Genomic DNA, 23,645 nt, shown 5'->3' with positions numbered 1-23,645 from the left:
ATCCCGCCGAAAATTGAATTAAAAACTGTATCTCAGCCGCACCCGAAAGGCGCCGTCACCGTCTTCATCCTGATCCGGGAAAACGAAAAACCCGAAAGAGTCCGTATACGTCACCTCGAACCGGAGCTGCTCGACGATGTCGCGGGCATATCGGGCTCGCACGAGCCAGGTGCCGGCCGGCTTAAAATTGTTTATGGCCCCGACCTCGAACTCCTGGCGGGCCAGGTCGTTGACCGTCAAACGAAAACCGGTGAAAAGGCTGTTCTCGAGTATCTGGAATCTGACTTGCCCGTCACCGACTTTCCCGAAATATTCGGTAAACAGCGTCAAATCGGATAGGCCGACAATCGCGGGAAAGGTGTATTCCAACCCCGCGGTATAAAAAAATCCCGGCGCAAGGAGTTCGGTCTCGGGAAAGCGATAGAATCCCTCTCCCTTGACGATCAGGCTCTCGATAACTTTGGTGAATTCAAAACCGAGGCGGTTGGATTTGTAGGGGGTCCCGATCAACTTCGTCCCCGCCTCGTTCATATCGAAAATCGGCAGCCTTTCGATGACGTTCGCCCAACTCAAGGCAAAATCGAAGCCGTCGCCTGCATAGAAGTAGCGGATCGCCCACTGGTCCTCGAATCGTTCCGCCGGTTCGCGAATCGGAGCACCGCCACTGAGACTGTAGAAGTTATCCGGCCCCGGAAAGCTGTCGGGAATGTAGTAGGGAATCGAATACGCACTGATATCGCTGTTATCGAATTTCCAACGGAATAGAGCCGCAGGTATACCGATTTTGCTCGGCTCGATCACATCGTCCCGAAAATCCCTAGGGTTGAGTACGTCTATTCGGTTTACGCTCTCCATCTGGCCCCAGGTGAAAATCTGATTTCCAATCCTAAAATCCCAGTTTTCTGTGCTGTATTCGACCCACGCTTCGTTGAGGCGAATAGTATTTTGTCGATCATCCATGAAGTCATAGCGGGCAAACGGCGCTATAGCGGCGTGCCAGTTTTCTCCAATGCTTACTTCCGATCGAAAGTCGAGTCGTAATGCGTGATTCTGCTCGATCTGCCCAGGAAAAAGAGGCGTCTCAGGATACTGATAAGTCTCGTAATCGAAGCTGCCCGCAATATTCAGCTTTTCCATCCAAGAACCGATCCCGGATAGACCTTCTGAACTGGTTTCGCCCTCACAAAACCCAAATTCCGGTGACAACATCAAATAAAACCCCAAAGCAGTTATTAGCAGCTTTAACAAGAATGCCCCTAATTCAATTCCAAATCCTGCACTTGCTGAAAAAGCCTGCTGAAAGGGCATGGTCTTTTCCGTGAAAAATAGAGTTTCAGCCATCCGATGCTTTCGTTAGGTATATTCTCGATCGGAGGTTTTTAACAGACGCTCAATTACCTTTGGCAAGACCAAGGAAAGATGGCCAGATCGCTGGAGTAACTAACGTCCGTCCAAAGTACCAATGCCGTTAAGTTAAGCCGTCATTCCAATCGCAAACGGTCGTTCTGGGAGCGCCAGAACGCCCCTTCCGGCAGGGATTGCTCACCCCATCCCTGGGGTTCGTCCTACGGACCGTGCTCCGCACGTCCAAATTTGCTCCTGGCAAATTTGTGCCGGACAAATCGGCAGGATGGCCGATTTGCACGCGAAGCGCCCGTAGGGTGCCGCACAGGGACTGTGCGGCATGAATCCAGAGCACAGGGAAGTGACACGCCTCTGCCATCCATGGCTTCTGGACCCCGGCATTCCAATCGCAAACGGTGTCTTCGGGAAGGGCGTGGCCGGCGCTCCCGGCCAGGCCGTTTGCGATTGGAAGGGTCATCCCAGCGCTCCTGGGATGACCGTTTGCGATTGGAGCACCGAAGCCACCCTTCCCTGCCGGGGTGACGTCATTCGCCTTAATTTAACGGCATTGTCCGAAGTACAACTCTTCTTGTTTACCGGTTTTATAGAAATGCCCAAGACTCTATTTCAACGCGGCGATTCAAGCCCCCGAACCGTAAACATGCTCGCATCGGTGGGAATTTTCAGCTTGATTTCGTCAAAGCTAAGCGTTGATGCTTTCTTGGTTTGAACGTTTCTGACCGTAATTTTTTTGGAGCGCCAGATTCCCTCAACTTGGTGATGCCCCTCAAGGAAACGCTCTTTGATAAGTTCCCCTTTTCGATCGAAATACTGGCTTTTTGCCTCTTGCAAATTGTCCTTATAGCGCCATCTAATAATCTTCGAATATCCCGAGTTTGAGTTTTTCGGCGTCCGCTCCATGACATAGCAGTCTTTTCCATCAACCGTATCGTCACCGAGATACTTGAAGTTGTACTTTTCGAATTGACGGACTACGAGATCTTCATAGGCAAATTCAGACCCCATGAAAGAGCCGCTTTTGTTGGAGGATGCAATCCGCTTGGCCCGCTTGAGTGCCGGCAAGTACAGCCATTGATCGTCGTCTTCGGCGCCCTTTTCATAGGTAAGCAGAGCGGTATCCTTGATATCCGGCGGAAAAGAGAACCTTACGAGTGTCTTGTCGTGCCTATCCGGTTCCTCATGCCCCCAGAAATCCAATTTCCTCTGGGATTCCTGGCCTTCCGCATTGATCAGGGTCAAGGTCATCTTTCGGAATTCGCCGATGTAGCCGGCCTGGATTTCGTCCGCCTTCCGCTCGATATCGAGCGCCTCGATACCGGGCGTCGGCGGGCGCATATCGGCATTTGCGAGCATTGAATACTGAAGGAACAGAGTTCCTGACAGACTCAAAAGAATTCCGCGGATAAAACTCGAAACCGAGTCAGAACGGGCGACGTGAGCCCAATTGGCAAATAACTTCGGAGTGAAGTTAAGCGTACGATTTTCGATATGGCTCATACTGACACTCTTGTAAAAAAACGGTTTCTTTGTATATAGATGTTTTCACCAAGCGCCAGTCCAGTTTTTAAGGGCGGAATATATTGGTGAAGCTTCGACACTATAAAGAGGAATTGTTACAAATTTGATAGTGTTATTGTTGCAGTTTGATGTAACGATGATCTGACTTTGAAAGGACAGCCCAAGCTAATACCAGCAGTTGGCGACGAAACCGGTGAACACTAGGGCGATGTTGGGATACGGACTCTAAGTAATCGGAATTGCAATCCGGCGATTTAAAACGGAACCGCAATCCAATTGTCATTTAATTTAAATATGACGCGAGTATTAAGGAACAAAAATAGTATTGAAGCCAACGTTACGAAAACTGCATGGCGGTCAAATTATTCGTCACAAAACTATCACAAAGCCAGGTATAGATATTTGGATCAACGAGACGCAAGAACTGATTTTGATATTTCTGCCGATATTTTTGATTTCTGATTCTTAGGGAATCTCTGAATAAATCGCCATGGCAAGCTTGCCCCAGGCTACTTGGAGTGGTGACTTGATAAAACAAGCCAGCTTTGCCTCGTTGACGTTTGATGCCAAGAAAAAACAGACCCGGCGGGAGAAATTCCTGGCCGAAATGGAACAGGCGGTGCCTTGGGACGCGCTGTTGGCGGTCATTGAGCCGTATTTCCCCAAAGCTGGGCGTCGGGGTCGTCAGCCCATGCCACTGGAAGCGATGTTGCGGATCTACTTTCTGCAGCAGTGGTATGCGCTGTCCGATCCGGGCATGGAAGACGCCTTGTACGAGATTGAGTCGATGCGGCGGTTCGCCGGGCTGGAACTCGTGGAAGACGCGCTGCCGGATGAAACGACCATCCTCAACTTCCGTCGCTTGCTGGAGCGGCACGAGTCGACTGCCAAGCTGATGAACACCATCAATGATGTGTTGGAACAAAAAGGTCGTTTGCTCAAAGGCGGCACGATGGTGGACGCGACGCTCATTCATGCCGCCCCGTCGACCAATTTGGTTTTATTCAGCGGTTTCCTAGCTCAATCAAGCTCCCGAACCAGCGATCGGACGCGGCGAACCAGGTCAGTATCGACCGTCTGCAGCCGTTCTCGACGGGCTGCGATATCTTGGCCGAGCAGATTCAGGAAAGCGGTTTCGGCGGGATCACTGCTTGTGGTTTTGTCGTCGTTCAGGGATTTACTCATGTGCGATCGTCCACCAGCGGTCCGCTCAACTCGTAGCTGGTGCTGCGCCCGCCCGCTGCGGACCTGCGCAATACGCTGCGTGCCAACAGTTCGTTGATATCGCGTAAGGCCGTGTCCTGCGAACACTTGGCAATCGCCGCCCACTTACGGCTGGTGAGCTTGCCTTCGAAGCCGTCGAGCAACCGGTTGAGCAATTTCACCTGTCGCTCGTTCATCGGCGTGCCCGCGAAGCGCTGCCAGAAGCGCGCCTTGGTTATTACAGCATCGAGAGCGAGCTGCGCCTGATTGACGGCTCTATACAAGGTGTCCAGGAACCAGAGGAGCCACTTGGTAACATCAAGCGTACCTTTCTGGGTGCGCTCCAGGATGTCGTAGTAGGCTGTGCGTTCCCGCTGAATCTGCGCCGACAGGCTATAGAAACGCTGCGGGCTGCCGTCGGCGCGCGCGAGCAGCAGGTCGCCAATGGCACGGGCGATACGACCGTTGCCGTCGTCGAATGGATGCAAGGTGACGAACCACAAGTGAGCGAGTCCCGCCTTGATGAGCGGCAGCTCGCCGGTTTTGCCATTTAACCAGCCGAGAAAACGTCCTGTCTCGCTTTCCAGGCAATCCGCCGGGGGCGCCTCGAAATGCACCCGCTGGCGGCCGATGGGGCCGGACACTACCTGCATCGGGCCGCCGGCATCGTCGCGCCACCCGCCGACCTTGATCCGGGCGAGGCCGGAGTACCCGGTTGGAAAGAGCGCAGCGTGCCAACCGAACAATCTCGCCCGTGTGACTGGAGCATCGCGGTTGGCCGTGGCGTCAAGCACCATCTCGACCACACCTTCGGCGTGACGGTCCACCGGAGCCAGGGCACCGATGTCTACGCCAAGACGGCGGGCGATGGAGGATCGGACAGACTCGACGTTGAGCTGTTCGCCCTCGATCTCGCTGGTCTTGACCACATCCTCGGTGAGCGCAGCTAGGCTGGCCTGGTCACGCAATGCCATGCCAACATCGGCCAGACGTCCCATCAACAGCCCTTGGGCGCGACTGACGTCCGCTAAAGGACCAGCGAGCACCACTAGGTCATAGCGCCATTTGGGCCAATCGTTGGCTTGCCAGATGTAAGTGTAATCTCCGCTTTGCATGCGGCGATTATGGGCAGCATTCTCTGCAGATGCAAGATATTCGATGCATTTTATGCGGAGATTGAGGGCGTTATTCTCCGCAACCAGGCTCGTCGGCTTAGTTGTTTCTCTGGTTCTGGAAACGGGTTCGATTCTGTATTTGCGAATTGAATCGGATCAGTAGGCAGTTTCGGGTTGGCAGCGAATAGTGCTAGAGCGTTTTAATCTCGCTCGTAGGGCAAAACAGGCCTGGCAGGAGTCGTTGGCGCCTTCGGCCAGGGTAGATCGACTCAAGCTTTCGTAGGTCGGCAATCCTTTGCCGACGAACCCGTTGGCCCAACTGCACCGTCGGGAAGGGCGGCTTCGGCGCTCCCGGCCAGCCCCTTCCCCGGATGACCGTTTGCGATTGGAAGGTCGCGACTAAAGCGACGTTTGCGATTGGAAGGGTCGCGACTAAAGCGACCGTTTGCGATTGGGAGGGATTCCCCGACCTACGCGCGAGTGCCCATACCGTAGGTATGAAAATGCTCTAGCCCGGAAATGCAGCCCCGCGAGGTACCTTTTCTACTCAAGAAATTCCTGAAAAATACCGAAGGCGGACTTCCCTTTCAGAAAAGCTTCAGTGTAGGCTGCGGCGAACTTCGGCGGGATACGCCAATCCGGTACCGCCTGTAACCAGTGCCACGAACGAAGACTTCAGAGCAACGTCGGCGTTTTGAATCACCGCCGACGCGCCCGTGATAACTCGTCGCAAGCTACCGGTTTATCCACCGAGCCCGCTTAGTACCGCATCAAGATATTCAACCGACTCTTTAGCCTGTTCGGTTGCTTTTTTCACATCGCCTGCTTGGCCTTGACTAATAGCACCTTCCAGACTTGTGGCAGCCTTATCCAGATCAGCAAGCTGTTTTTCCTTCTGCGCCATTCTGACATGGTCCAAGCCGACCTGGGCATGTTGCACGAGTGCCTTCGCATCGCCCTTTTCGCCCTCCGTCACAGCCATGGTCACATGCTGGCGTGCTTCTCTTACGTGTTTTATGTGTTCCGGCTCCGTTTGAGCAAAGCCTACGCCACTCAAAACGAACGTCGTCAACAAGGAAATAGCCATAATGATGCGCTTCATCTTTCACCTCATAATTCCATTTCCGATTTCCAATCGGCACAACTTTTAGACAACCGTGGCGTAAGCGGTACTTCACCGATAATCATCGCCCGGCGGCCGATGGTATTAGGCACGATGACGCTTTCCGATCGACCGAAACGAATTTTGCATTCACTCTTTGGTGAAATAACTTGTACCCGCAGCCTCCAACGCGGAACGACTACATCGTTCGCGGTCTCAATATTTATGTGGAGACCACATTCGCGCGTATGCTGAAGGATCGGGCCGGCCAGGAGTGTCGGTGACGCAAGATACCGCTTTTTTAACGATTCGCCTGTTCAGGGCGCTGATTCATCTATGTTGCTCCGGATGACGAGGACACATCAATGGAGAGAAAGCCCAACATTATCGTTTCGTCAACGGACTTGGAACGGCTGGAAGACCTGCTCGATTCGCTTCCGGCAGAAGCTTTCCCCGGTAAGGCCGATTTGCAAGCGGAGCTCGAACGCGCCGAGGTGGTCGATCCGCAGAATGTGCCGCCATCCGTGGTAACCATGAACTCGACGGTTCGCTTCACCATCGAGTCGACGGGACAGGAATTTTCCCGGACACTGGTTTATCCCAAGGATATCGATACCAAAGGGGACAAGATTTCCATTCTCGCCCCGGTGGGCGGCGCGCTGCTGGGCCTTTCCGCGGGGGACCAGATCGAATGGCCCAGTCCCGGGGGCGGGCTTCTCAAAGTGCGTATTATGGAAGTCGTCCATCAGCCGGAACGCGCCGGTGAACCTCATCGCTGACAGAAGCGATCGGCTTCACCGCTTTACGGATGCTCTCGTCACCCGTACGATCGATCAATTGCATCATCGGATTTGAAAGGATAACGTGAATGGCTTTTCACCTCGATCAAGTCGTTCCGTGGGGACGCTCTTTCGCCGAATATGTCGCCATGTTTGCATTGAAACCGCACGAACTCGGAAGAAGAATACTCGGCTGCGGAGACGGTCCCGCCAGCTTTAATGCGGAGCTGACGGCACATGGCGGCGTGGTGGTTTCGGTCGATCCGCTCTATCGGTTTACGGCACGGGAGATTTCCTCTCGCATAGACGACACTTTTCCCCTCGTGCTCGAGCAGACACGCGAGAATGCCGACGAATTCGTCTGGTCGCATATCCGCTCCGTCGATGAGCTCGGCGAAATGCGCCTGCGCGCCATGCATGCGTTCCTGGCGGATTACCCCGAGGGACAACGCGAGGGACGGTATATCGACGCCGAGCTTCCGTGTTTGCCTTTTGCCGAGCGGTCCTTCGACCTCGCATTGTGCTCGCACTTTCTGTTTCTCTACAGCGCTCATTTCGACGCGGCATTCCACTTGCAGTCCCTGCGCGAGCTTTGCCGCGTGGCAGCGGAGGTCCGCGTCTTCCCCCTGCTGGAACTCGGCGCGGTCAGATCGCGCCATCTCGACGGCGTGCTGGCGCAGCTTGCCTCCGAGGGCTACCGGATCGCGACCGTCAAGGTACGCTACGAGTTTCAGAGAGGCGCCGATGAAATGCTGATCGCGCGATCCCCGGACACTGAGACGCGCGTTGCGGATCGCCGATAATTATTCCAAATCGCGTTCAATCAGGCATTCATTTTGTAGGATGGGTAGAGCGAAGCGAAACCCATCGATGGTGGGTTAGGCGCACATCAGCACTGACCGACCGCCGATCACTGTGCTTCGCGTGCGCCGTAACCCACCAAGCGACCTCGGACCTGTCCTGAGCCAAGTCGAAGGGTCGGTGGGTTACGCGGAGCCTGTCCTGAGCCTGTCCTGAGCCTGTCCTGAGCCTGTCCTGAGCCTGTCCTGAGCCTGTCCTGAGCCTGTCCTGAGCCTGTCCTGAGCCTGTCCTGAGCCTGTCCTGAGCCTGTCCTGAGCCTGTCCTGAGCCTGTCCTGAGCCTGTCCTGAGCCTGTCCTGAGCCTGTCCTGAGCCTGTCCTGAGCCTGTCCTGAGCCTGTCCTGAGCCTGTCCTGAGCCTGTCGAAGGGCCTGTCCCGAGCGGAGCCGAGGGGCTAACCCGCCTATGTAATGTTCACTCGAATGCCGATCGGGATTAGAGGCTATCGGGCGGGCCGGTCCGGCGAACCATCAGCGACAGGATCAGATAAGCGATTCCCAAGACGACCAGCGTCGTGCTCGCCGCGAGCAGCCAAGGAAGGTGCCATGGTTCGAACGGATACAGCGGCGCGTGCCAAGCGACGGCCAGAAGCAGCGCCGGAATCAGCAATTTCAGCGCCGTCAACGATCCCTTATTCGCTTTGATGCCGAGCAGTGCCTCTACGATCAACACCAAGGACAACAAGGCGGCGAAAACCGCGAGAATCATTCCGATAGTCGTAATCGGACCGACTTGGGCACCCGCCGCCAAGGCGTAAAGGCGTCCCGAAACCTCCAGCAGCTGCCAAAGCAGGACAAGCCCGAACAGGCCGGCCAACACCGCAGCGACCCGATCCCAAAGGCGCGCCGGTCGGATCTCCGGCGCCACGGGCCGCACGGGCTTGCCCAATACCGGTTTCCCGAGCCGGCGAACGACCGCTTTTTCCAGCTCGACGACCAGGAAAACCGCCAAGGCCGCGCCAGCAATCCGGAGCCACGCTTCGCCGCTCAGATCGCGGGCACCGAAGGCGCTCTGCATGAACGGCGCATAGGTGAACACCAACTGCAAACCGATCAATATGACAATGGCCAGAATGGCGTATCGATTGCCGAACCAGGCGCGCAACGAAAGGCTCGGAGCCAGGAAGAAGCGGCTGTTGATCAGATAGACCAGTTCACCGGCAACCAATGCGTTGACCGCCGCGGTGCGCGCCAACTCCACCGACGAGCCTTGGCCGATTTCCCATTTGTACAGTCCCAGGGTCGCTCCGACCAGAAGCAGCGAGACGTAGGCGATCCTCCACAGCATGTAACGCGTCACCAGCGGTTCGCGGGGCGGACGCGGCGGACGTTGCATCAAATCGCCTTCCGGCGGTTCGAAGGCCAGGGTCAGCGCCAGAGTCACTGCCGTCACCAGATTGATCCAGAGGATTTGCAGAGGGGTGACGGGTAGCTCCGTACCCAGGAGGATCGCAATGATGATCACCCCGCCTTCGCCGCCGTTCGTGGGCATGGTGAACAGGATGGTCTTGCGCAAGTTATCGTAAACCGTACGCCCTTCCTCCACGGCCGTGGCAATGGTCGCGAAATTGTCGTCGGCCAGCACCATTTCGGCGGCTTCCTTGGCGGCCTCGGTACCCCGCTGCCCCATGGCCACGCCGATGTCGGCGGCCTTGAGCGCCGGGGCGTCGTTCACGCCGTCGCCGGTCATCGATACCACGTGGCCTTCCTCACGCAAGGCTCTCACCAGGCGCAGCTTGTGTTCCGGACTGGCTCGCGCGAACACCTCGACCTCCCTAGCCTGGTTCCGCAGAGCCTCGTCGTCGAGCTTCTCGATCTCCGCGCCGGTCAATGCCCGCGCGCCGTCGCCGATGCCGAGCTGCGTGCCCACCGCGCTGGCGGTCGCGGCATGGTCGCCGGTAATCATCTTGACCCTTATGCCGGCACTTTGGCAGCGGGCCACGGCATCCACCGCTTCCGGCCGCGGCGGGTCGATCATGCCGACCACCCCGAGCAGGGTGAAGCCGCCTTCGGTGTCTTCGAAGGTCAGGGATCCGGGCGGTTCGGTCAAAGGCTTTATGGCGAGCGCCAGAAGCCGCTGGCCGCGGGCGGCGATCTCGGTCGTTCTTCGGTGCCAAAGCGCGGGGTCGATAGGCTCGTCCTGTCCTTCGCGGCGCTGCCGATTGCAGCGCTCCAGCACCACTTCCGGCGCCCCTTTCAGGAAGATCAATCCATGGCCGGAATGGTCGCGGTGCAGAGTGGCCATGAAGCGGTGCTGCGATTCGAAAGGGATGGCATCGATGCGCGGCAGGGCTTCGTGCTCGAACGCGGGATTCAATCCGGCCTTGTACGCCAAGGTCACCAGAGCGCCCTCGGTGGGGTCTCCTTCCAGGCGCCAGGTTCCGTCCTCCTCGTGGAGGGCCGCGTCGTTGCACAGCAGCCCGGCACGGGCCAGATCCAAGAGGTGGGGCAAATCCGCCGCGAATACTTCGGCATCGCCCCGGCTGAAGCCGCCCTGCGGACTGTAACCGGCGCCGCTCACCTGAATTTCGTCTTCGGCCGTCGCCAACGTCTGCACGGTCATTTCGTTGCGGGTCAGAGTACCGGTCTTGTCGGAGCAGATCACGGTGACCGAACCCAGGGTTTCCACCGCCGGCAGCTTGCGCAGGATGGCGTTCCGCTGCGCCATGCGCTGCACGCCGACCGCCAATGTGATGGTGACGATAGCCGGCAAGCCTTCCGGGATCGCCGCGACCGCCAGGCTCACCGCCGCCATGAACATCTCTTCCAGCCCTAGACCGCGGGTCAGCCAGCCGAAAGCAAAAGTCGCCGCGGCCGAGCCCAAGATGATGGCGGTCAGCCACCGGGCGAACTGCTCGATCTTTTTGAGCAGCGGCGTGACCAAAGCGCCGACCTCCGCCAGCATCGTGCTGATGCGGCCGATTTCGGTGGCCGTGCCGGTGGCGGCCACCACGCCTATGCCTTGTCCGTATGTCACTAGCGTGCCGGAATGGGCCATGCACAGCCGATCGCCCACCGGCGCATCGGGAGCCACCGGCGCCACGGATTTCTCTACCGGCACCGATTCGCCGGTAAGCACGGCTTCGTCGATGCGCAGGCTTCGGACCTCGACCAGGCGCAAGTCCGCCGGCACTTTATCGCCGGATTGCAGCAGCACCAGGTCGCCCGGCACCAATTGTTCGGCCGGAACCGTCATTCTGCGCCCTTCCCGCAGCACCGCGGCGGAGGGCGACAACAGGTTTCGCACCGCCTCGATAGCCGCTTCGGCCTTGCCCTCCTGAATAAAGCCGATAAAGGCATTGAGCACCACGACGGCCACGATCACGGCGGTGTCCACGTAATCCCCCAGCAACAGGGTGACCGTCGCCGCCGCGAGAAGAACGTAAATCAGCAGATTGTTGAACTGCGACAGTAGCCGCAGCAGGGCGCTGCGCTTGCGGGCCGGCGGCAGGCGGTTCGGGCCGAAGCGTGCCAGCCGCTCGCGGACTTCGGCTTCGGAAAGCCCATGCCGCCGGTCGGTCTCCAGGCGTTCTATCGACTGTTCCGCCGAAATATTGTGCCAAGCGGTGACTTCACCCGTCTTTTCCGGCGAATCGCTGGTCGTATCACTCATCAGGTGCTCCTTATTATTGGAATTATCCTAGAAACGGCAGTTGGACGCGTCCGAGTGTGCGGCGGGCGGGACGGCTGGCAAGGCGCGACGCCGCCGCGGGGCCGTCCCCCGCAAGAAGGAGCAACGCCGCCAGGCGGCCCGCCCGCCGTGCAATCGGGTGCGTAGCGGCCTCACCTAAACGGTGAAGCGGATAGAAGCGGTGACGGTTAAGACTTGAAAGGCTTTTCTGGTGCATCGAAGCGGTCAACTGCCGTTTCTAGGATTACCGGTCTGCGGCGCGGCCTGCCGTCGTTCTACCCAGAGTCCGGTGCTCGAACAGTTTGCCGCCCAAGACAATGCGATTCAATTGTCGTGCGGCACTTTTCCGGCGCACACCGCTTTCTTGTCAGATTTCCCATTGCCTGAGGTCCAATCGATATACGGAAGTTTTTTCGAAGGCACTACGGAGGTGTTATGAATATCCGCTCGTCCTCGCACGCGATCACGCGGAGAGATTACGATGCCGTCATCTTCGACTTGGACGGCGTGATCACGCAAACGGCGACGCTCCACAAAATCGCGTGGAAGACTCTTTTCGACGACTTTCTGCAGCGGTACGCGGCTCGTGTCGGAGAGCCCCAGCGTAGTTTCGATGCAGATTCGGACTATCGGCTTTACATCGACGGCAAGGCTCGCTACGACGGCGTAGCCGCCTTTCTGGCCTCGCGCGGCATTGCGCTTCCCTACGGCGAGCCTGGCGATGGACCGGACCGAGAGACCGTCTGCGGGCTCGGCAACAAGAAGAACGTCCTCTATCTGGAACTCCTCCGGAGCCGCGGTGCCGAGATCTATCCATCGAGCGTCGACCTGATTCATGAACTGAGAGCGAAGAAGTTCGCGACGGCCGTCGTGTCGGCAAGCCGGAACTGTGCCGAAGTCCTGGAGGCGGCGCAGTTGAGCGACTTGTTCGATACGCGGGTCGACGGGATCGACTTGGAACGAATGCGTTTGCGCGGCAAACCGGAGCCGGATTCCTTTCTCGAGGCCGCCAGGCGGATCGCCGTTGAGCCACCCCGCGCGGTGGTTGTGGAAGACGCCATCGCCGGAGTCGAAGCAGGTCGCAGAGGAGGGTTCGGCTGCGTCGTCGGCGTCGACCGAACCGGCCATGCAGACGCCCTGAAAACGGCGGGGGCGGATATTGTGGTGGCGGACCTCGTCGAACTGAGCACGGACTAGAACGTCCTCTCGCCCGATCGGGGATGAAAAGGCAAGCCGGATTGTTCGCGGCTCTCTGGCAAAACCAGGACCGGGCATGGCGCATACTGGAGCACGTAGCGCAGGGTGAGAGCGCAACGCGGCGCCAGTTCGCCATGCCATGACAGAACGATCAGATCGGCCCCGCGACTGTGGGTGAAGCGCACGATCTCGGGACCGGGCTCGCCGCGCGCCATGAACATCCGAATTCCGCCCTTAACCGGTTCTCCGGACAAGTATCTTACCCGCTCCAGAAATTCCTGTGCCCAGGCGGGCCATTCATGCTGGGGCTGATCGACATATTGGGGTGCGGTCAATGTGCCAGGTTCCTGCGGCGGAGGGGCATGTGCACCGGACACATGCAGGACCAACAAACTGGCGCCAGTGCGCCCGGCAAGCGTGATGGCCGGACCCAGCGCTCGGGCGGTCTCGGGCGTACCATCCTGGGGCAGTACCACTTGCCGAATGCGCCACGGCGTCGGCTCGCGTTCCGGCGGCACCAGCACGACCGGGCAAGGCATCTCCCGAAGAACCCCTTCGGCAGTGGAATCGAGCCCGGTATCGGGCATCTTCTTGCCCTCGTGCATTGCCATGACGATGCATAGGCTGCGCCACTCCGTAGCCGCACGGACAATCCCCTCGGCCGGCTGCCCTTGCATCGGGGCGATGATGGCATGTTTGAGCAGTGCTTTCAGGCTGGGAAATTTCTTCTTCAACTCCGGAAGAGAACTTGTCGGCCATTCGGTTTGCACAACGCACGGGGTTGCCTCCGCGAGTTGGATGACGGTCTTCGCGACCGGCAATATGGCAGCGGACCGGGACGTTGTATCGAGCGGCAATACGACCGTGTTCCTTTCCGCACGCTCATCGCTCATGTTGAAACCTCCTTCCAGACTCCTTCAACCAGTTTCCAGCGAACGCGCTGGCCGGATACGAACCGCGCGGGCGACGCGTCCCCTACCTGAATTACCACGGGCTCGCCCGACTCCGCGACGATTTCGACGGTTTCGGGCCTAACGTCCACGTGCAGGCAGACGCCCCGCCAAACCAACCGAAAACGGAGCGCTCGCCATTCTTGCGGACAGTGGGGCGTAAAGCCCAACCCGTCCGACCGCACGCTCAATCCCGCGAAGCCGAAAACCACGGCCTGCCACAACCCACCTAGCGCCGCGGCATGAACGCCTCCCGCTGCGTTTCCCATATTGTTGGTAAGATCGATTTCCGAGGCCTGGCGGAAGTAGCGCATGGCGGTTTCGATATCGCCCAGCCGAGCGGCCACGGCGGCATGAATGGACGGACTCAGGGAGCTTCCGTGGGCGGTACGCGGCTCGTAATAGCGGAAATTGGCCTTACGCGCCTCGGGCGACCACCGGTCCCAGAACAAATAGATCAGCATTACGACATCGGCCTGCTTGACGACTTTGCTCAACTGCGTCCGCTCTCGCCCGAGAATCATATCCATCGGCAAGATACGGGGACCGTATCGGGCGAGGTCGATGTCTTCCAGTTCGAAGTACCCCTTGAACTGCTCGAACAGCGCTGTCTTCGGATCGAACCCGGTATACATTCGCCGCGCCAAGTCCCGCCACGTCTCGGGTTCGTCCTCGTTTACATCGAGGCGGCGCGCAAGCTCCAGCCAGCGATCCGGCCACCGATCGGCGACGATGCGCGCCGCCTCTGCGGCACGTTCCAGGTTCCATTGCGCCATCAGGTTGGTAAAAGCGTTATCGTCCATGCCCTCGTGATACTCGTCGGGACCGATGACTTCCCGGATGTGATAGCTTCCATCCTCCTCCAAAAGGCCCCGGCTCGCCCAAAATCGTGCGGTTTCGAACAGAATCTCCGCACCGGCTTGCAAAAGAAACGCCTCGTCCGCGGTCGCCTGCCAGTATTGCCAAACGGCATAAGCGACATCGGCGCTGATATGGTGCTCCAGCACGCCGTTGAGAATGGGCTTGATCTCGCCGTCGGGGGTTATGCTGTAACCCGGCGTGGTCTCTTCGCCGGTGTAGGTCGATTCCCAGGCGTACAGCGCTCCTTGGTAGCCCAGCCGACGCGCCTTTTCCCGTGCGGCCGGCAAAGTGTGATACCGATACATCAGGAGTGCCCGTGCCGAAGGGGGATGGGTGAAAATGTAGAAGGGCAGCATGAAGATTTCGGTGTCCCAGAAGACGTGGCCTTTGTAGGCTTCGCCGGTCAGAGCCCGAGCACCGACGGAAACCCGCTCGTCTTCCGGGTTGGCGGCCCCGATCAGGTGATAACATGCGAACCGCACGGCCCTCTGCAATGCCTCGTCTCCCTCGATTTCGACGTCGCTTTCCCGCCAGCGCTCTTCCCAAGCCCGCGAGTGAGCATCGATCACGTCTTCCGGAGCGGAATTCAACAGCCTCCCCAAATGGTCCGCAGCCATGGCGGCCGGTCGCTCGGTCTCCCGCGAGGTGTAGATCACGACCAAACGGTCGAACCGATAAGTTTTCCCCGGCTCGATATCCAGCTCCCAGGACTCGACGCGTCGGTCCGGCAGCGGTTCGACTTGCGGCGGGACGACCTCGCCGCCGATCCGCAGTCGGCCCGCGGTAGCGACCACGACCTTGATTTGCGTGGTTCGCGTGCACAGCTCGAGCAGATAGGGCGAATCGGGGCCAATTTCCGAAGGCGGACAGGGTTCTGGCGTTAGACGTACCCGGCCGGGACGTTCGACCTCCGGTTCGGTCAGCGCCCGGAGATGAATTCGGGGAAACTGGTTTTCCGCGTTCAGTTGTATGCACTGAAAGAGAACATGCCGGTCGGCAAGCGAAGCCAAACGGCAGGCACGTACGTGAATCAGCCCTTCGTTCCCCGCCCGGTAGTCAAATTCGCGCCACAGAATACCGTGCCGCATATCGATCACGCGGCGGTGCCAAAGGTAACCGCCCTGATCGAGACGGAACTCCTGTCCGCCGATCAGCAAGCTCAGCTGCATCCAATCGGGAGCCGCGGCGAGTTCCGGAACGGGATCACCTTGGGCGGATGAATCGGTGTCGTAAACTCCAGCGATGAACGTTGCGGGATCCGACAATGGGCTTCCTTCCGCGAGAGACGCGCGGGAACCGACATAGCCATTCGAAACCGCGAACAACGACTCGATTTCGTGCTCCCGCGCCAGATTGAAACCCTCTTCCTCGATTCGCCATAGCGGATCGTCCGTGGGACCAAAACAGGAAGCACCTGTTCGTGCCGTGTTAACCCGGTGATCTTTCATGACGAGAAGAAAGCGGAACACCCAAGAGTATGCATGCGCCGAACAGGCCTATCCGGTTCGGCTTTCGCCCAGTTTAAGGATGAATGCCCCGTCGGCGATTCGATCCGATGTTGACGAATTAAGGCGGAGATCCGCCCCATGGAGTAAAGAGAGCGCCGACCGCCACGGCGGTCGGCGCTCCGAATGACTGCCGGGACGGGAATCCACCGCCGATGGACCGTCATCCGATCCAAATCGACTCTCGATGCTGTCCCGTCCCGTTCTACTTCAGCCCTCAAGGAGTCTCCTTACGGCCTACCCGGATGTCGTTCTTGACATCTTTAACGCCCTCGACGCCACTGGCGATTTCTGCCGCCCGCTCCTTTTCGGCCGCGCTGTCGACGAAACCGCTCAGCTGCACGACACCTTTGTTGGTTTCGACTTGAATGGCGAGGCCGCTCGTGCTCTGATCCGCCAGCAATGCCGATTTGACTTTGGCGGTAATCGCCGTGTCGCTCATGTATCCCCCGGCGGTTTCGGCCAGAATCGAGTCCATCGGATCGTCCGGCGCAGCCATGACCCCAGATCCGAAATAACCGGCAACGGCGATAGCCACGAGAGATGCTAAGACGGATTTGCGCGTAATCATGATCTTGTACCCTCCTTGGGAATCAGAAAATACTTCCTTTCGGCTGAGGCTGACCCGCCGAGATTTTCCCAAAGGGTATGCCCTACCCTTTTTTCGCGATCGGACAGGATTTGGCCTCATTAAAGGTACGACAGCGAATTCGTACGAAAAATCATGGCTCAAACGATTTTTTCAGCCTGGAAAGGCAGTTGGATACGTAGCGGCTTAACCCAAATGGCAAAGCAGATAAAAGCCGGGACGGTCAGGATGAACAGGCTATTTTCTTGTCCACTGAAGCGGCGTCGATTTCGGATGGCTGCCGATCGATCGGCAGTGGCCTCATCTTCTGAAATTTCGCCTCTAGTCCGAATCGAATCGGCTTTAGAACGCGAAAATCATGCGCCAGACCGCCATCCACTCCGTAGGCTGACCCGGCAGGCGGGATGGGCCGGCTCCGAGTTGAAGAGTGGCGTGATCCGTGAAGTCCAGATGCATCTGCGGCATCAACAGATAGCCCCAGCGCGATGCGATTTCATTGTCCAGTTCGATGCCCAACGTCACGCGATCGGAGACACCGTAGAACCAGCTCGTATTGACGATACCTGCCAATTTATTGCGCCGATCGATACCGGACCATCTGAGCCCCGCCATGTTGAAGGTGCTGAACGCGTGGTCCCAGCGATAGCCGGCGAGATAAAGAGCGTCGGCGGAATAGCCGTCGTGATGCCGGTCATAGCGCCCGATGGCCTGCCAACCGTGAATGAAGCGGCGTCCGAACAGCGTTCCCAGAGTCCCTTGTACCGCCAGCTTGTATTCGGCTATCGATAGGTTTTCAAAAGGAAGTTCGAATTCCACCGCCAAGCCGTCCCGGACCGCATATTCCAGTTCCGGTGCCCAATCCGTTTCTCCGTTTCTCAGAGAGTGCCCCGCCAGAACATTGGTCTCGAACTCTCCCTGCTGCACGCCCAGCGGCCTGACCAAATCGAACACCATCGGCTCGGGAATGTGAGGCCTCTCGCTGCTCAGAGCGGCATCACCGTTCTCCCCGTCTTCGAAGATGTTTCCGTAAGCCCCGGAGGCAACCATTAGCAAAACGAATATCGAAAGCGTGCCGCTGCAAATCGGAATTCTCGATCGCCGTAATGCCGGGATCAGGCTCGAAACCGCTATCGTCGCACGACTTCCGATCCAAGGAAGCCGACCGACCGGCTGGTAGTCGATCCGCTGTCCCCGACCGTTTTCCTCCAATTTCATAAAACGCCGACGGGGATGGCCTGCTTTGGTGGTATCAATCCGGAGTTGCCATTGAGGTTCTTCAGTTCCACGGTGATATTGTCGTCCGAGGCCGCGGCCACGAAGTCGTGGATGGTTTCGAGGATGTCCTGATCGATGAATTGCGCCCGCGTGGCATCGATGATGACATACCCGTTTTCGCCCACCCGGTTCAGATACTCCCGCAACAGCGCCTTGTTGAGAAAAGACACATCCTTGTGCAAGCGCAAGAGATAATTGTTGCCGTGCTGGGTCAGGGTGATCGCCGCCTGGAAGTTGGTTCTAATGACGTAATAGAGACCGACGACCATGCCGACCGCGATGCCCTTCAAGAGATCGGTCGCGAGGATCGCGACGATGGTGACCACGAACGGAATGATCTGGCTCGCCCCCTTGGCGTACATCTCCTTGAACAGCTTGGGTTTGGCCAGCTTGTAGCCGGTCAGGAGCAGGATCGCCGCCAAACAGGCCAAGGGAATCAGGTTCAAGTAGCGGGTGATGAACATCACGCTCAACAGCAGCAAAACGCCATGGATGAAGCAGGCCATCTTGGTGCGGCCGCCCGCGTTCACGTTGGCGGAACTCCGGACGATCACCGCCGTCATCGGCAAGCCGCCGATCAAGCCGCTGAGCAGATTGCCGAGCCCTTGGGCCTTCAGTTCGCGATTGGTCGGGGCGATGCGTTTCAAGGGGTCGATCTTGTCCGCCGCTTCGAGGCTCAGGAGCGTCTCGAGGCTCGCGATGATGGCGATGGTGACCGCCACCGTGTACACCTCGGGATTGGCCCACTGGCTGAAATCGGGCAGGGTGAACTGCTGGAAGAAGCCCGCGACGCCCTGAATCTCCGGGAGGCTCACCAGGTGCTCCTTCGCGATCGCGAAGGCCGGTAGGAAGTGTTGCGAGAGCAGATTGAACGCCACCCCCCAGAGGACCGCGACCAGGGGACCGGGGATCAGGGATAAAACCGCATTCTGTTTGAAGAGGCGGGTCTCCCACAAGAGCATGATGCCGATGGCGACCGTGCTCACGATCACCGCGCCGGGCGAAATCGCTTCGAGCGAATAGGCGAGTTCGGAGAAGGTCGTGTGGCCGTCGGCCTGGACATAGGCTTCATCGCCCTCGAAATCGGCGTCGTAGCCGACCGCGTGCGGGATTTGCTTGAGGATCAGGATCAGGCCGATGGCGGCCAGCATGCCCTTGATCACGGCCGAGGGGAAGTAGGCGCCGATGACCCCGGCCTGGAGAAAGCCCAGGAGCAGTTGCAGCCCGCCGGCGAGGACGACGCTCAGCAAAAAGACTTGGAAGCTGCCCAGCTTGTCGATGGCGTTGAACACGATCACGGTGAGCCCCGCGGCCGGGCCGCTGACGCTCAGTTGCGAGCCGCTGGCCCAGGCGACCACCACGCCGCCGACGATGCCCGCGATGATGCCGGCGAACAGCGGGGCGCCCGAGGCGAGTGCGATCCCCAGGCACAGCGGCAGGGCGACCAGGAAGACGACGACGCCCGCCGGAATGTCGTTCCGCAGATGGCTCAGATAATAGTGAAAATGCTTATGTATCATTAGGCAGCACCTCGTTGTTCGGGTAAATCAGCTCGCAGAGTCCGATGGGGCGCTATGCCCTTTCCATGGAGACGACCCCATCCGCCGGCTCCGCTCTCGGCGCGCTGTAACGCCGTATAAATCCGGACGAGTGTGCTCGGAAGGCGAATCAAGCACTGATGCATCCCACCAAATCATATCCCTATGGCGAATTCGAGCTGAAAGGGGAACACCCCGGTAGCTGCAGCAAGATCGAATCGCAGCGGCTACGACAACAGCCATAGCCGCGACGCACCGTTCTACGGACTACCCCACGCTGGCGCGAGCATACTTGATCGCCATTCTATCGTCCGAACCTTTCATCAACCTTTCAGCGGCGACGCTTCGGAACCAAAGCGAACATCGACACGATCTAAGAAGAATGCGCCATAAATTTTTCGGTACCGGCGAAGAAGGCTACAGCCCGCTCCGGAAATTGAAGGTTTGGCTGTCGGGATTGCGCTACGCCATCTTCTACGATTTTAGCGTAGCCTACAAAGTCGTCTTGTCCGTGATCGTCCTCTCCGTGTGCTTCTATTTCCGTCAGTGGATCGACTTTCTTTTGGTCATGGTGACAACCGGCCTGATGCTGATCGTCGAGATGCTCAACACCACTATCGAGGCACTCTGCGATTTCGTGGAGGACCGGGAAAACTTTAAAATCAAGGTCATCAAGGACATCGCGGCGGCTGCAGCCGGAATCAGCATACTGATGTGGCTAGTGGTCTTCCTGACCGAGGTCAGCCGAATCTGGTACTTAGTCTATCCCGATTGAACCGCCGGCAGCGGTTCGGGCCGAAGCAAGCTAGCGTGTCTAGCCATGAGCCCGAATCGTTTTCCGACGACGAGTCGGATCGCTTCTCGAGGGAGATGTAAAGCGCCCAAGTCGCCCTACATCCGATCTGAAAACGCTCTAGCGAACGGCCGGCCTGAAGCCCGCCACGAGCGCGCGCACCGCGTTTAGCGATTGGGCATTGTCGGCCGCTGCGGGACCGGCGGCGTCCAGCCCGCACGGCGTGCCCCTGCACTGCGAGATATGTGGATTGGAGAAAAGACCCAACCGGGGGTGGGTATAACTCATGATCGTCCCGAAGGATCCCGGAACGCTATGCCCATGGGAATAGGGGAAAACACCTCCGACACCCGCATGGACGCGGTCATGCGCACTTCCCATGGTATGCGCCAACTCGTGCGCCAGCGCGTAGTCCGAACAGTAATACAGGCCGCTTCGGCCATCGTTGACGACCGAAAACGCGTGATTCGACGAAAGCGGCTGTCCATCGGCCCCGTTCAGCCAGGCGCTGCCGCAGCCCTTTTGGGCAGTGTGTTCGAACGGTCGGATCAGCGTGACCAGATCGGCGCCGGATTCCCGCCGCCAGGTGACGACGTTCCGAAAAACGCCTCGGCCGAGCGTCAGATCGCGCAACGCCGTCCCATTGTCGATGGCCTCGGGATAATCGGCCCGCAAAGATTTCACCAGCCGCAGACTGATTGCGATTCGGCTATCGACAAAGGACTGATTGGTCAGCGCGATCAACTGGTTAATGCGGGTGATCGCCTTGCCCGAGGCGAGCTTGGGAGTGTAAAGCACCAGCAGGTCGATGGTCGTCGGCGTCGAAGCGCCGCTGTCGGGATTTGCCGTTGGTCCGCCGGACGCGGCGTCTGCCGCTTGGGTGACCTCTGGGTCTTCGGGTTTGTCGCCTTGGATAGCCGGCCCAGACGTCCAAGCAGGGACCGGTTCCGGGCTGTGATGCGGCGAATGGCTCAGTCCCGCCGCCTGAATATCGACCAGCCACTGGTGCTGTCCGCTGCCCGGCGCGATCTGATAAAGCGCCTCGGGCGTCGAGATTTGCCCCTGGACACCAGTCTCCCCGAAGGTCATCACCGCACGAAAAGCCTGACCGTCGGCCTTGAGATATCCGACCCAGGTAATATCACCGTTTTCGTGGGCGTAGCGGTTGTCGTGAACGAACGCCTGCTGTCCGCTCGGCAGGCTCAACGGCAATTCCTCGCCAAACTTCATCGCCATCATTCGCGCCCGATCGAGGCGGATAGGTCGAACTGCCTTCCGGGGCAGTTGGGCCAAGTCGGGGGGAAGAGTGTTCCGGGTCGAATTCTTCACCGCGCCAACCTCAGTGAAAAGGCTCGGACCGGGCACCCCCGAATCCGCCCCGTCGCCGTTGAGCCCGGTGATGACGACACGTTCGATCGTCCCGGCCCGGTTCAACTGGACCACATGGTTGAACCCCTGCAACGCCGCCCGAATAATCGACGCCCAGTCGGCCGCATCGGCCCTTGCCGTGACCGGATGATCCTCCAAGCCCTCCGGACGAACGAACTCAATCCCGCTGTTCTGCGCCAGCTCGGCCAGGAGCGTATCCAACCTGCGATTGTGCGCAGCGAGATGGAGTCCATTCGCGTCGATGGTCAGAGCGGTCGATGTCTCGATCACCGAACCACGGTTGGACTCATCCGCCTCGACGGATGCCGCAAAAAATGCCGCAGTCCCCATTCCTAAAGCCAATAGGACCGACTTGAGCCGCGATGTCATGGATCCCTCCGAAAGCTTGCACTTACCCGAAACGATTGACCGATGCTACAAACACACAAAAGTGCAGGTCAATAGGAACGCCATCTGCATTTCCCGGAGAGGATTCCGCGTATCAGGGATAGCCGCTGCGCGGTAAGAGATTGATCGGTCCGTTCAAGCCGGAAAAGCCGATCAGCCATGACGCGCCCCGGAACCGAAAGTGCGAAGTCCATCGAACTGATCGACATTTCTCAAAGAACGGCGACATTGCTTGTCGAGGCTTGCTTAGGTGCGGCGTTACGGAAGCCGGCGAGACGATGCGCGGGTTTCAACAGGCGCATCGATCAGGCGTGCCGCAAGGCCTCGCTCCTCACCCACGCACGCGCACGAAGAGCCAGCGTGAGCAACAGAGCTCCGGTGACGAGCGCGTAAAAACTGATGAGCCAGATCAGAGCCAGTGCGCCGGCTCCGGGAAACAGGAACACCAGAACGCCAAACAGGACGGAGACAACCCCCTCCAGGATCAGCAACCACTCGCCCTCGATCACCTTGCGCAAACGAATGGCCGTCGCCACGTCAAGCACGCCCGTCACCAACGCGTTCGCGCCGATGAGGAGTACAAGCACCAGCGCCGTCAGGGCCGGATGAATAACGGCGATCACCCCGGCGCCGATGCTGACCAGACCCAGCAGCAGGATCAACCACCAGATTTCGTCCCTTTTCCTGTTCGTCACGGCGGCGGCGACCGCCGACCCGCCGCTGATAAACGCATAGACGGCAAACAGGACAACCAGCCACAATAGCGTCAGGCCGGGCCAGATAAGGGCGAAAACGCCGAAGAGAATGGCAATGATCCCTCTTACGGCGAGCATCCACCAAGCTTGCTCAAGTAATTCCCTCATGATGTGTCCTCACTCAGGCTGCCGATTCAAAAGATCGCGCGGAAAGCCGCGGATATCGGCAATCCAGCGTCATCCGCGGCTGGAACACCGCTCCCGCGCCGGTATTGCGGTTACCGGGTGTACTTGAATTCGGGCAACGCCTTCAACGCGTCCTTGCTGGCTCCAGGCAGAACGAGTTTGGATACGTCGGTTTTGTCCCCGATAGGTTGAAACTGTTGTACCGGTATGGCGACACGATGAGCCCCCATACCCAAGAAACCGCCGACATCCACGATCGCGACCGATAAAGATCCATCGGGGCTCACGATGAAATCGTCGATTGCGCCGATTTTCTGATTGTTCTCGTTGTAGACATTCGCGCGCATCAGCTTCGAGGCCCGCCAGCCCCTGGCGATGAGTTCATGCTGGATGACCGTCGTGCCAAACGTGGCCTCGCCCGCAACCGGCGCGCCCTCCTGTGGCTGTGCGGTAGATCCGGCGGCCCACACGAAGCCGCAAAGTGTGGACAGGACAAGGGTTCTTGCAAGTTTGAGTTCCATAACTTCACTCCTGATAATTACGGGTTTTTCAACATGCTCGGCTGGGTGCGACAGCAAACACTGACGGCGCAGTCCGTGCCTGGCCTTGCGGCTGGGAGCAACCTTTTCCTATACCGGCTTGCCCCAGTCAGCGGCGCTTCCTCATCGATCAGAATCCCGTGAACACCATTGCGATGAACACCGGCTGCT

At 58.7% G+C, this 23,645-nt stretch carries 18 protein-coding genes and 1 pseudogene; 5 read left to right on the top strand and 14 right to left on the bottom strand.

Translation table 11 applies throughout. The features are described from left to right. Nucleotides 1–18: 18 nt before the first annotated feature. Nucleotides 19–1,137 (bottom strand): DUF1302 family protein, encoded by a 1,119-nt coding sequence (locus ACWJJK_RS07820; protein ID WP_454128841.1) that lies wholly within the window; start codon nt 1,135–1,137, stop codon nt 19–21. 834 nt (nt 1,138–1,971) lie between these two features. Next, nucleotides 1,972–2,604, bottom strand: coding sequence for an outer membrane lipoprotein-sorting protein (locus ACWJJK_RS07815; RefSeq protein ID WP_168175531.1), 633 nt, complete (start codon nt 2,602–2,604; stop codon nt 1,972–1,974). Nucleotides 2,605–3,412: 808 nt separating this feature from the next. Between ACWJJK_RS07815 and ACWJJK_RS07810 the strand changes: the two are divergent. Then, nucleotides 3,413–3,874, top strand: a pseudogene (locus ACWJJK_RS07810) (IS5 family transposase); the annotation flags it as partial. 29 nt (nt 3,875–3,903) lie between these two features. Here ACWJJK_RS07810 and ACWJJK_RS07805 read toward each other — a convergent pair. From ACWJJK_RS07805 to smbP, 3 genes are all read right to left on the bottom strand, one after another. Continuing rightward, complete coding sequence (locus ACWJJK_RS07805; protein WP_240502647.1) at nt 3,904–4,140, bottom strand: type II toxin-antitoxin system PrlF family antitoxin; 237 nt, start codon at nt 4,138–4,140, stop codon at nt 3,904–3,906. After that, complete coding sequence (locus ACWJJK_RS07800; protein WP_156881632.1) at nt 4,065–5,201, bottom strand: Fic family protein; 1,137 nt, start codon at nt 5,199–5,201, stop codon at nt 4,065–4,067. Before ACWJJK_RS07800 ends, ACWJJK_RS07805 begins: the two co-directional genes overlap by 76 nt. Before the next feature lie 742 nt (nt 5,202–5,943). Further along, nucleotides 5,944–6,303, bottom strand: a complete 360-nt coding sequence (smbP, locus tag ACWJJK_RS07795; protein ID WP_086133279.1) for a small metal-binding protein SmbP — start codon at nt 6,301–6,303, stop codon at nt 5,944–5,946. A 365-nt stretch (nt 6,304–6,668) separates the two neighbouring features. Between smbP and rnk the strand changes: the two genes are divergently transcribed. Then, complete coding sequence (rnk, locus tag ACWJJK_RS07790) at nt 6,669–7,082, top strand: nucleoside diphosphate kinase regulator (RefSeq protein WP_077732384.1); 414 nt, start codon at nt 6,669–6,671, stop codon at nt 7,080–7,082. A gap of 89 nt (nt 7,083–7,171) precedes the next feature. Next, complete coding sequence (locus tag ACWJJK_RS07785) at nt 7,172–7,885, top strand: SAM-dependent methyltransferase (RefSeq protein WP_156881633.1); 714 nt, start codon at nt 7,172–7,174, stop codon at nt 7,883–7,885. Between the two features lie 490 nt (nt 7,886–8,375). Here ACWJJK_RS07785 and ACWJJK_RS07780 read toward each other — a convergent pair whose 3' ends face one another. After that, nucleotides 8,376–11,552, bottom strand: a complete 3,177-nt coding sequence (locus tag ACWJJK_RS07780) for a cation-transporting P-type ATPase (protein ID WP_454128840.1) — start codon at nt 11,550–11,552, stop codon at nt 8,376–8,378. A gap of 453 nt (nt 11,553–12,005) precedes the next feature. Between ACWJJK_RS07780 and ACWJJK_RS07775 the strand changes: the two genes are divergently transcribed. After that, nucleotides 12,006–12,767, top strand: coding sequence for a beta-phosphoglucomutase family hydrolase (locus ACWJJK_RS07775; protein WP_133716539.1), 762 nt, complete (start codon nt 12,006–12,008; stop codon nt 12,765–12,767). Here ACWJJK_RS07775 and ACWJJK_RS07770 read toward each other — a convergent pair. From ACWJJK_RS07770 to ACWJJK_RS07750, 5 genes are all read right to left on the bottom strand, one after another. Then, entirely contained in the window at nt 12,764–13,660 is an 897-nt protein-coding gene (locus ACWJJK_RS07770) for a universal stress protein (RefSeq protein WP_077732388.1), read from the bottom strand. The genes ACWJJK_RS07775 and ACWJJK_RS07770 overlap by 4 nt on opposite strands. Continuing rightward, on the bottom strand, nt 13,657–16,047 hold the full coding sequence (locus ACWJJK_RS07765) for a glycoside hydrolase family 65 protein (RefSeq protein ID WP_347258114.1): 2,391 nt from the start codon (nt 16,045–16,047) through the stop codon (nt 13,657–13,659). Before ACWJJK_RS07765 ends, ACWJJK_RS07770 begins: the two co-directional genes overlap by 4 nt. A 253-nt stretch (nt 16,048–16,300) precedes the next feature. Continuing rightward, the gene (locus ACWJJK_RS07760; protein WP_077732393.1) at nt 16,301–16,654 is read right to left on the bottom strand and encodes a BON domain-containing protein; all 354 of its coding nucleotides are present in this window, start codon (nt 16,652–16,654) and stop codon (nt 16,301–16,303) included. Nucleotides 16,655–17,014: 360 nt separating this feature from the next. Continuing rightward, a complete protein-coding gene (locus tag ACWJJK_RS07755; RefSeq protein ID WP_210024222.1) occupies nt 17,015–17,887 on the bottom strand; it encodes a hypothetical protein in 873 nt (290 codons plus the stop codon). After that, on the bottom strand, nt 17,884–19,467 hold the full coding sequence (locus tag ACWJJK_RS07750; RefSeq protein ID WP_454128839.1) for a SulP family inorganic anion transporter: 1,584 nt from the start codon (nt 19,465–19,467) through the stop codon (nt 17,884–17,886). The genes ACWJJK_RS07755 and ACWJJK_RS07750 overlap by 4 nt, the downstream gene beginning before the upstream one ends. A 400-nt stretch (nt 19,468–19,867) precedes the next feature. On the opposite strand from ACWJJK_RS07750, the gene ACWJJK_RS07745 reads away from it, so the two are divergent. Then, on the top strand, nt 19,868–20,260 hold the full coding sequence (locus ACWJJK_RS07745) for a diacylglycerol kinase (protein WP_077732250.1): 393 nt from the start codon (nt 19,868–19,870) through the stop codon (nt 20,258–20,260). Between the two features lie 138 nt (nt 20,261–20,398). Here the strand turns inward: ACWJJK_RS07745 and ACWJJK_RS07740 are convergent, their stop codons facing one another. The 3 genes from ACWJJK_RS07740 to ACWJJK_RS07730 all read right to left on the bottom strand — a co-directional run bounded on the left by ACWJJK_RS07740 (nt 20,399) and on the right by ACWJJK_RS07730 (nt 23,456). Next, nucleotides 20,399–22,036 (bottom strand): reprolysin-like metallopeptidase, encoded by a 1,638-nt coding sequence (locus tag ACWJJK_RS07740; protein WP_454128838.1) that lies wholly within the window; start codon nt 22,034–22,036, stop codon nt 20,399–20,401. 323 nt (nt 22,037–22,359) lie between these two features. Continuing rightward, on the bottom strand, nt 22,360–22,917 hold the full coding sequence (locus ACWJJK_RS07735; protein WP_086133739.1) for a DUF308 domain-containing protein: 558 nt from the start codon (nt 22,915–22,917) through the stop codon (nt 22,360–22,362). A gap of 110 nt (nt 22,918–23,027) precedes the next feature. Then, complete coding sequence (locus ACWJJK_RS07730) at nt 23,028–23,456, bottom strand: PRC-barrel domain-containing protein (RefSeq protein WP_077732243.1); 429 nt, start codon at nt 23,454–23,456, stop codon at nt 23,028–23,030. Between the last annotated feature and the right edge of the window lie 189 nt (nt 23,457–23,645).

Source organism: Methylocaldum gracile (assembly GCF_053646815.1).
The sequence above is the reverse complement of the archived record's forward strand: the minus strand, read 5'-3'. Positions and strand labels throughout refer to the sequence as shown.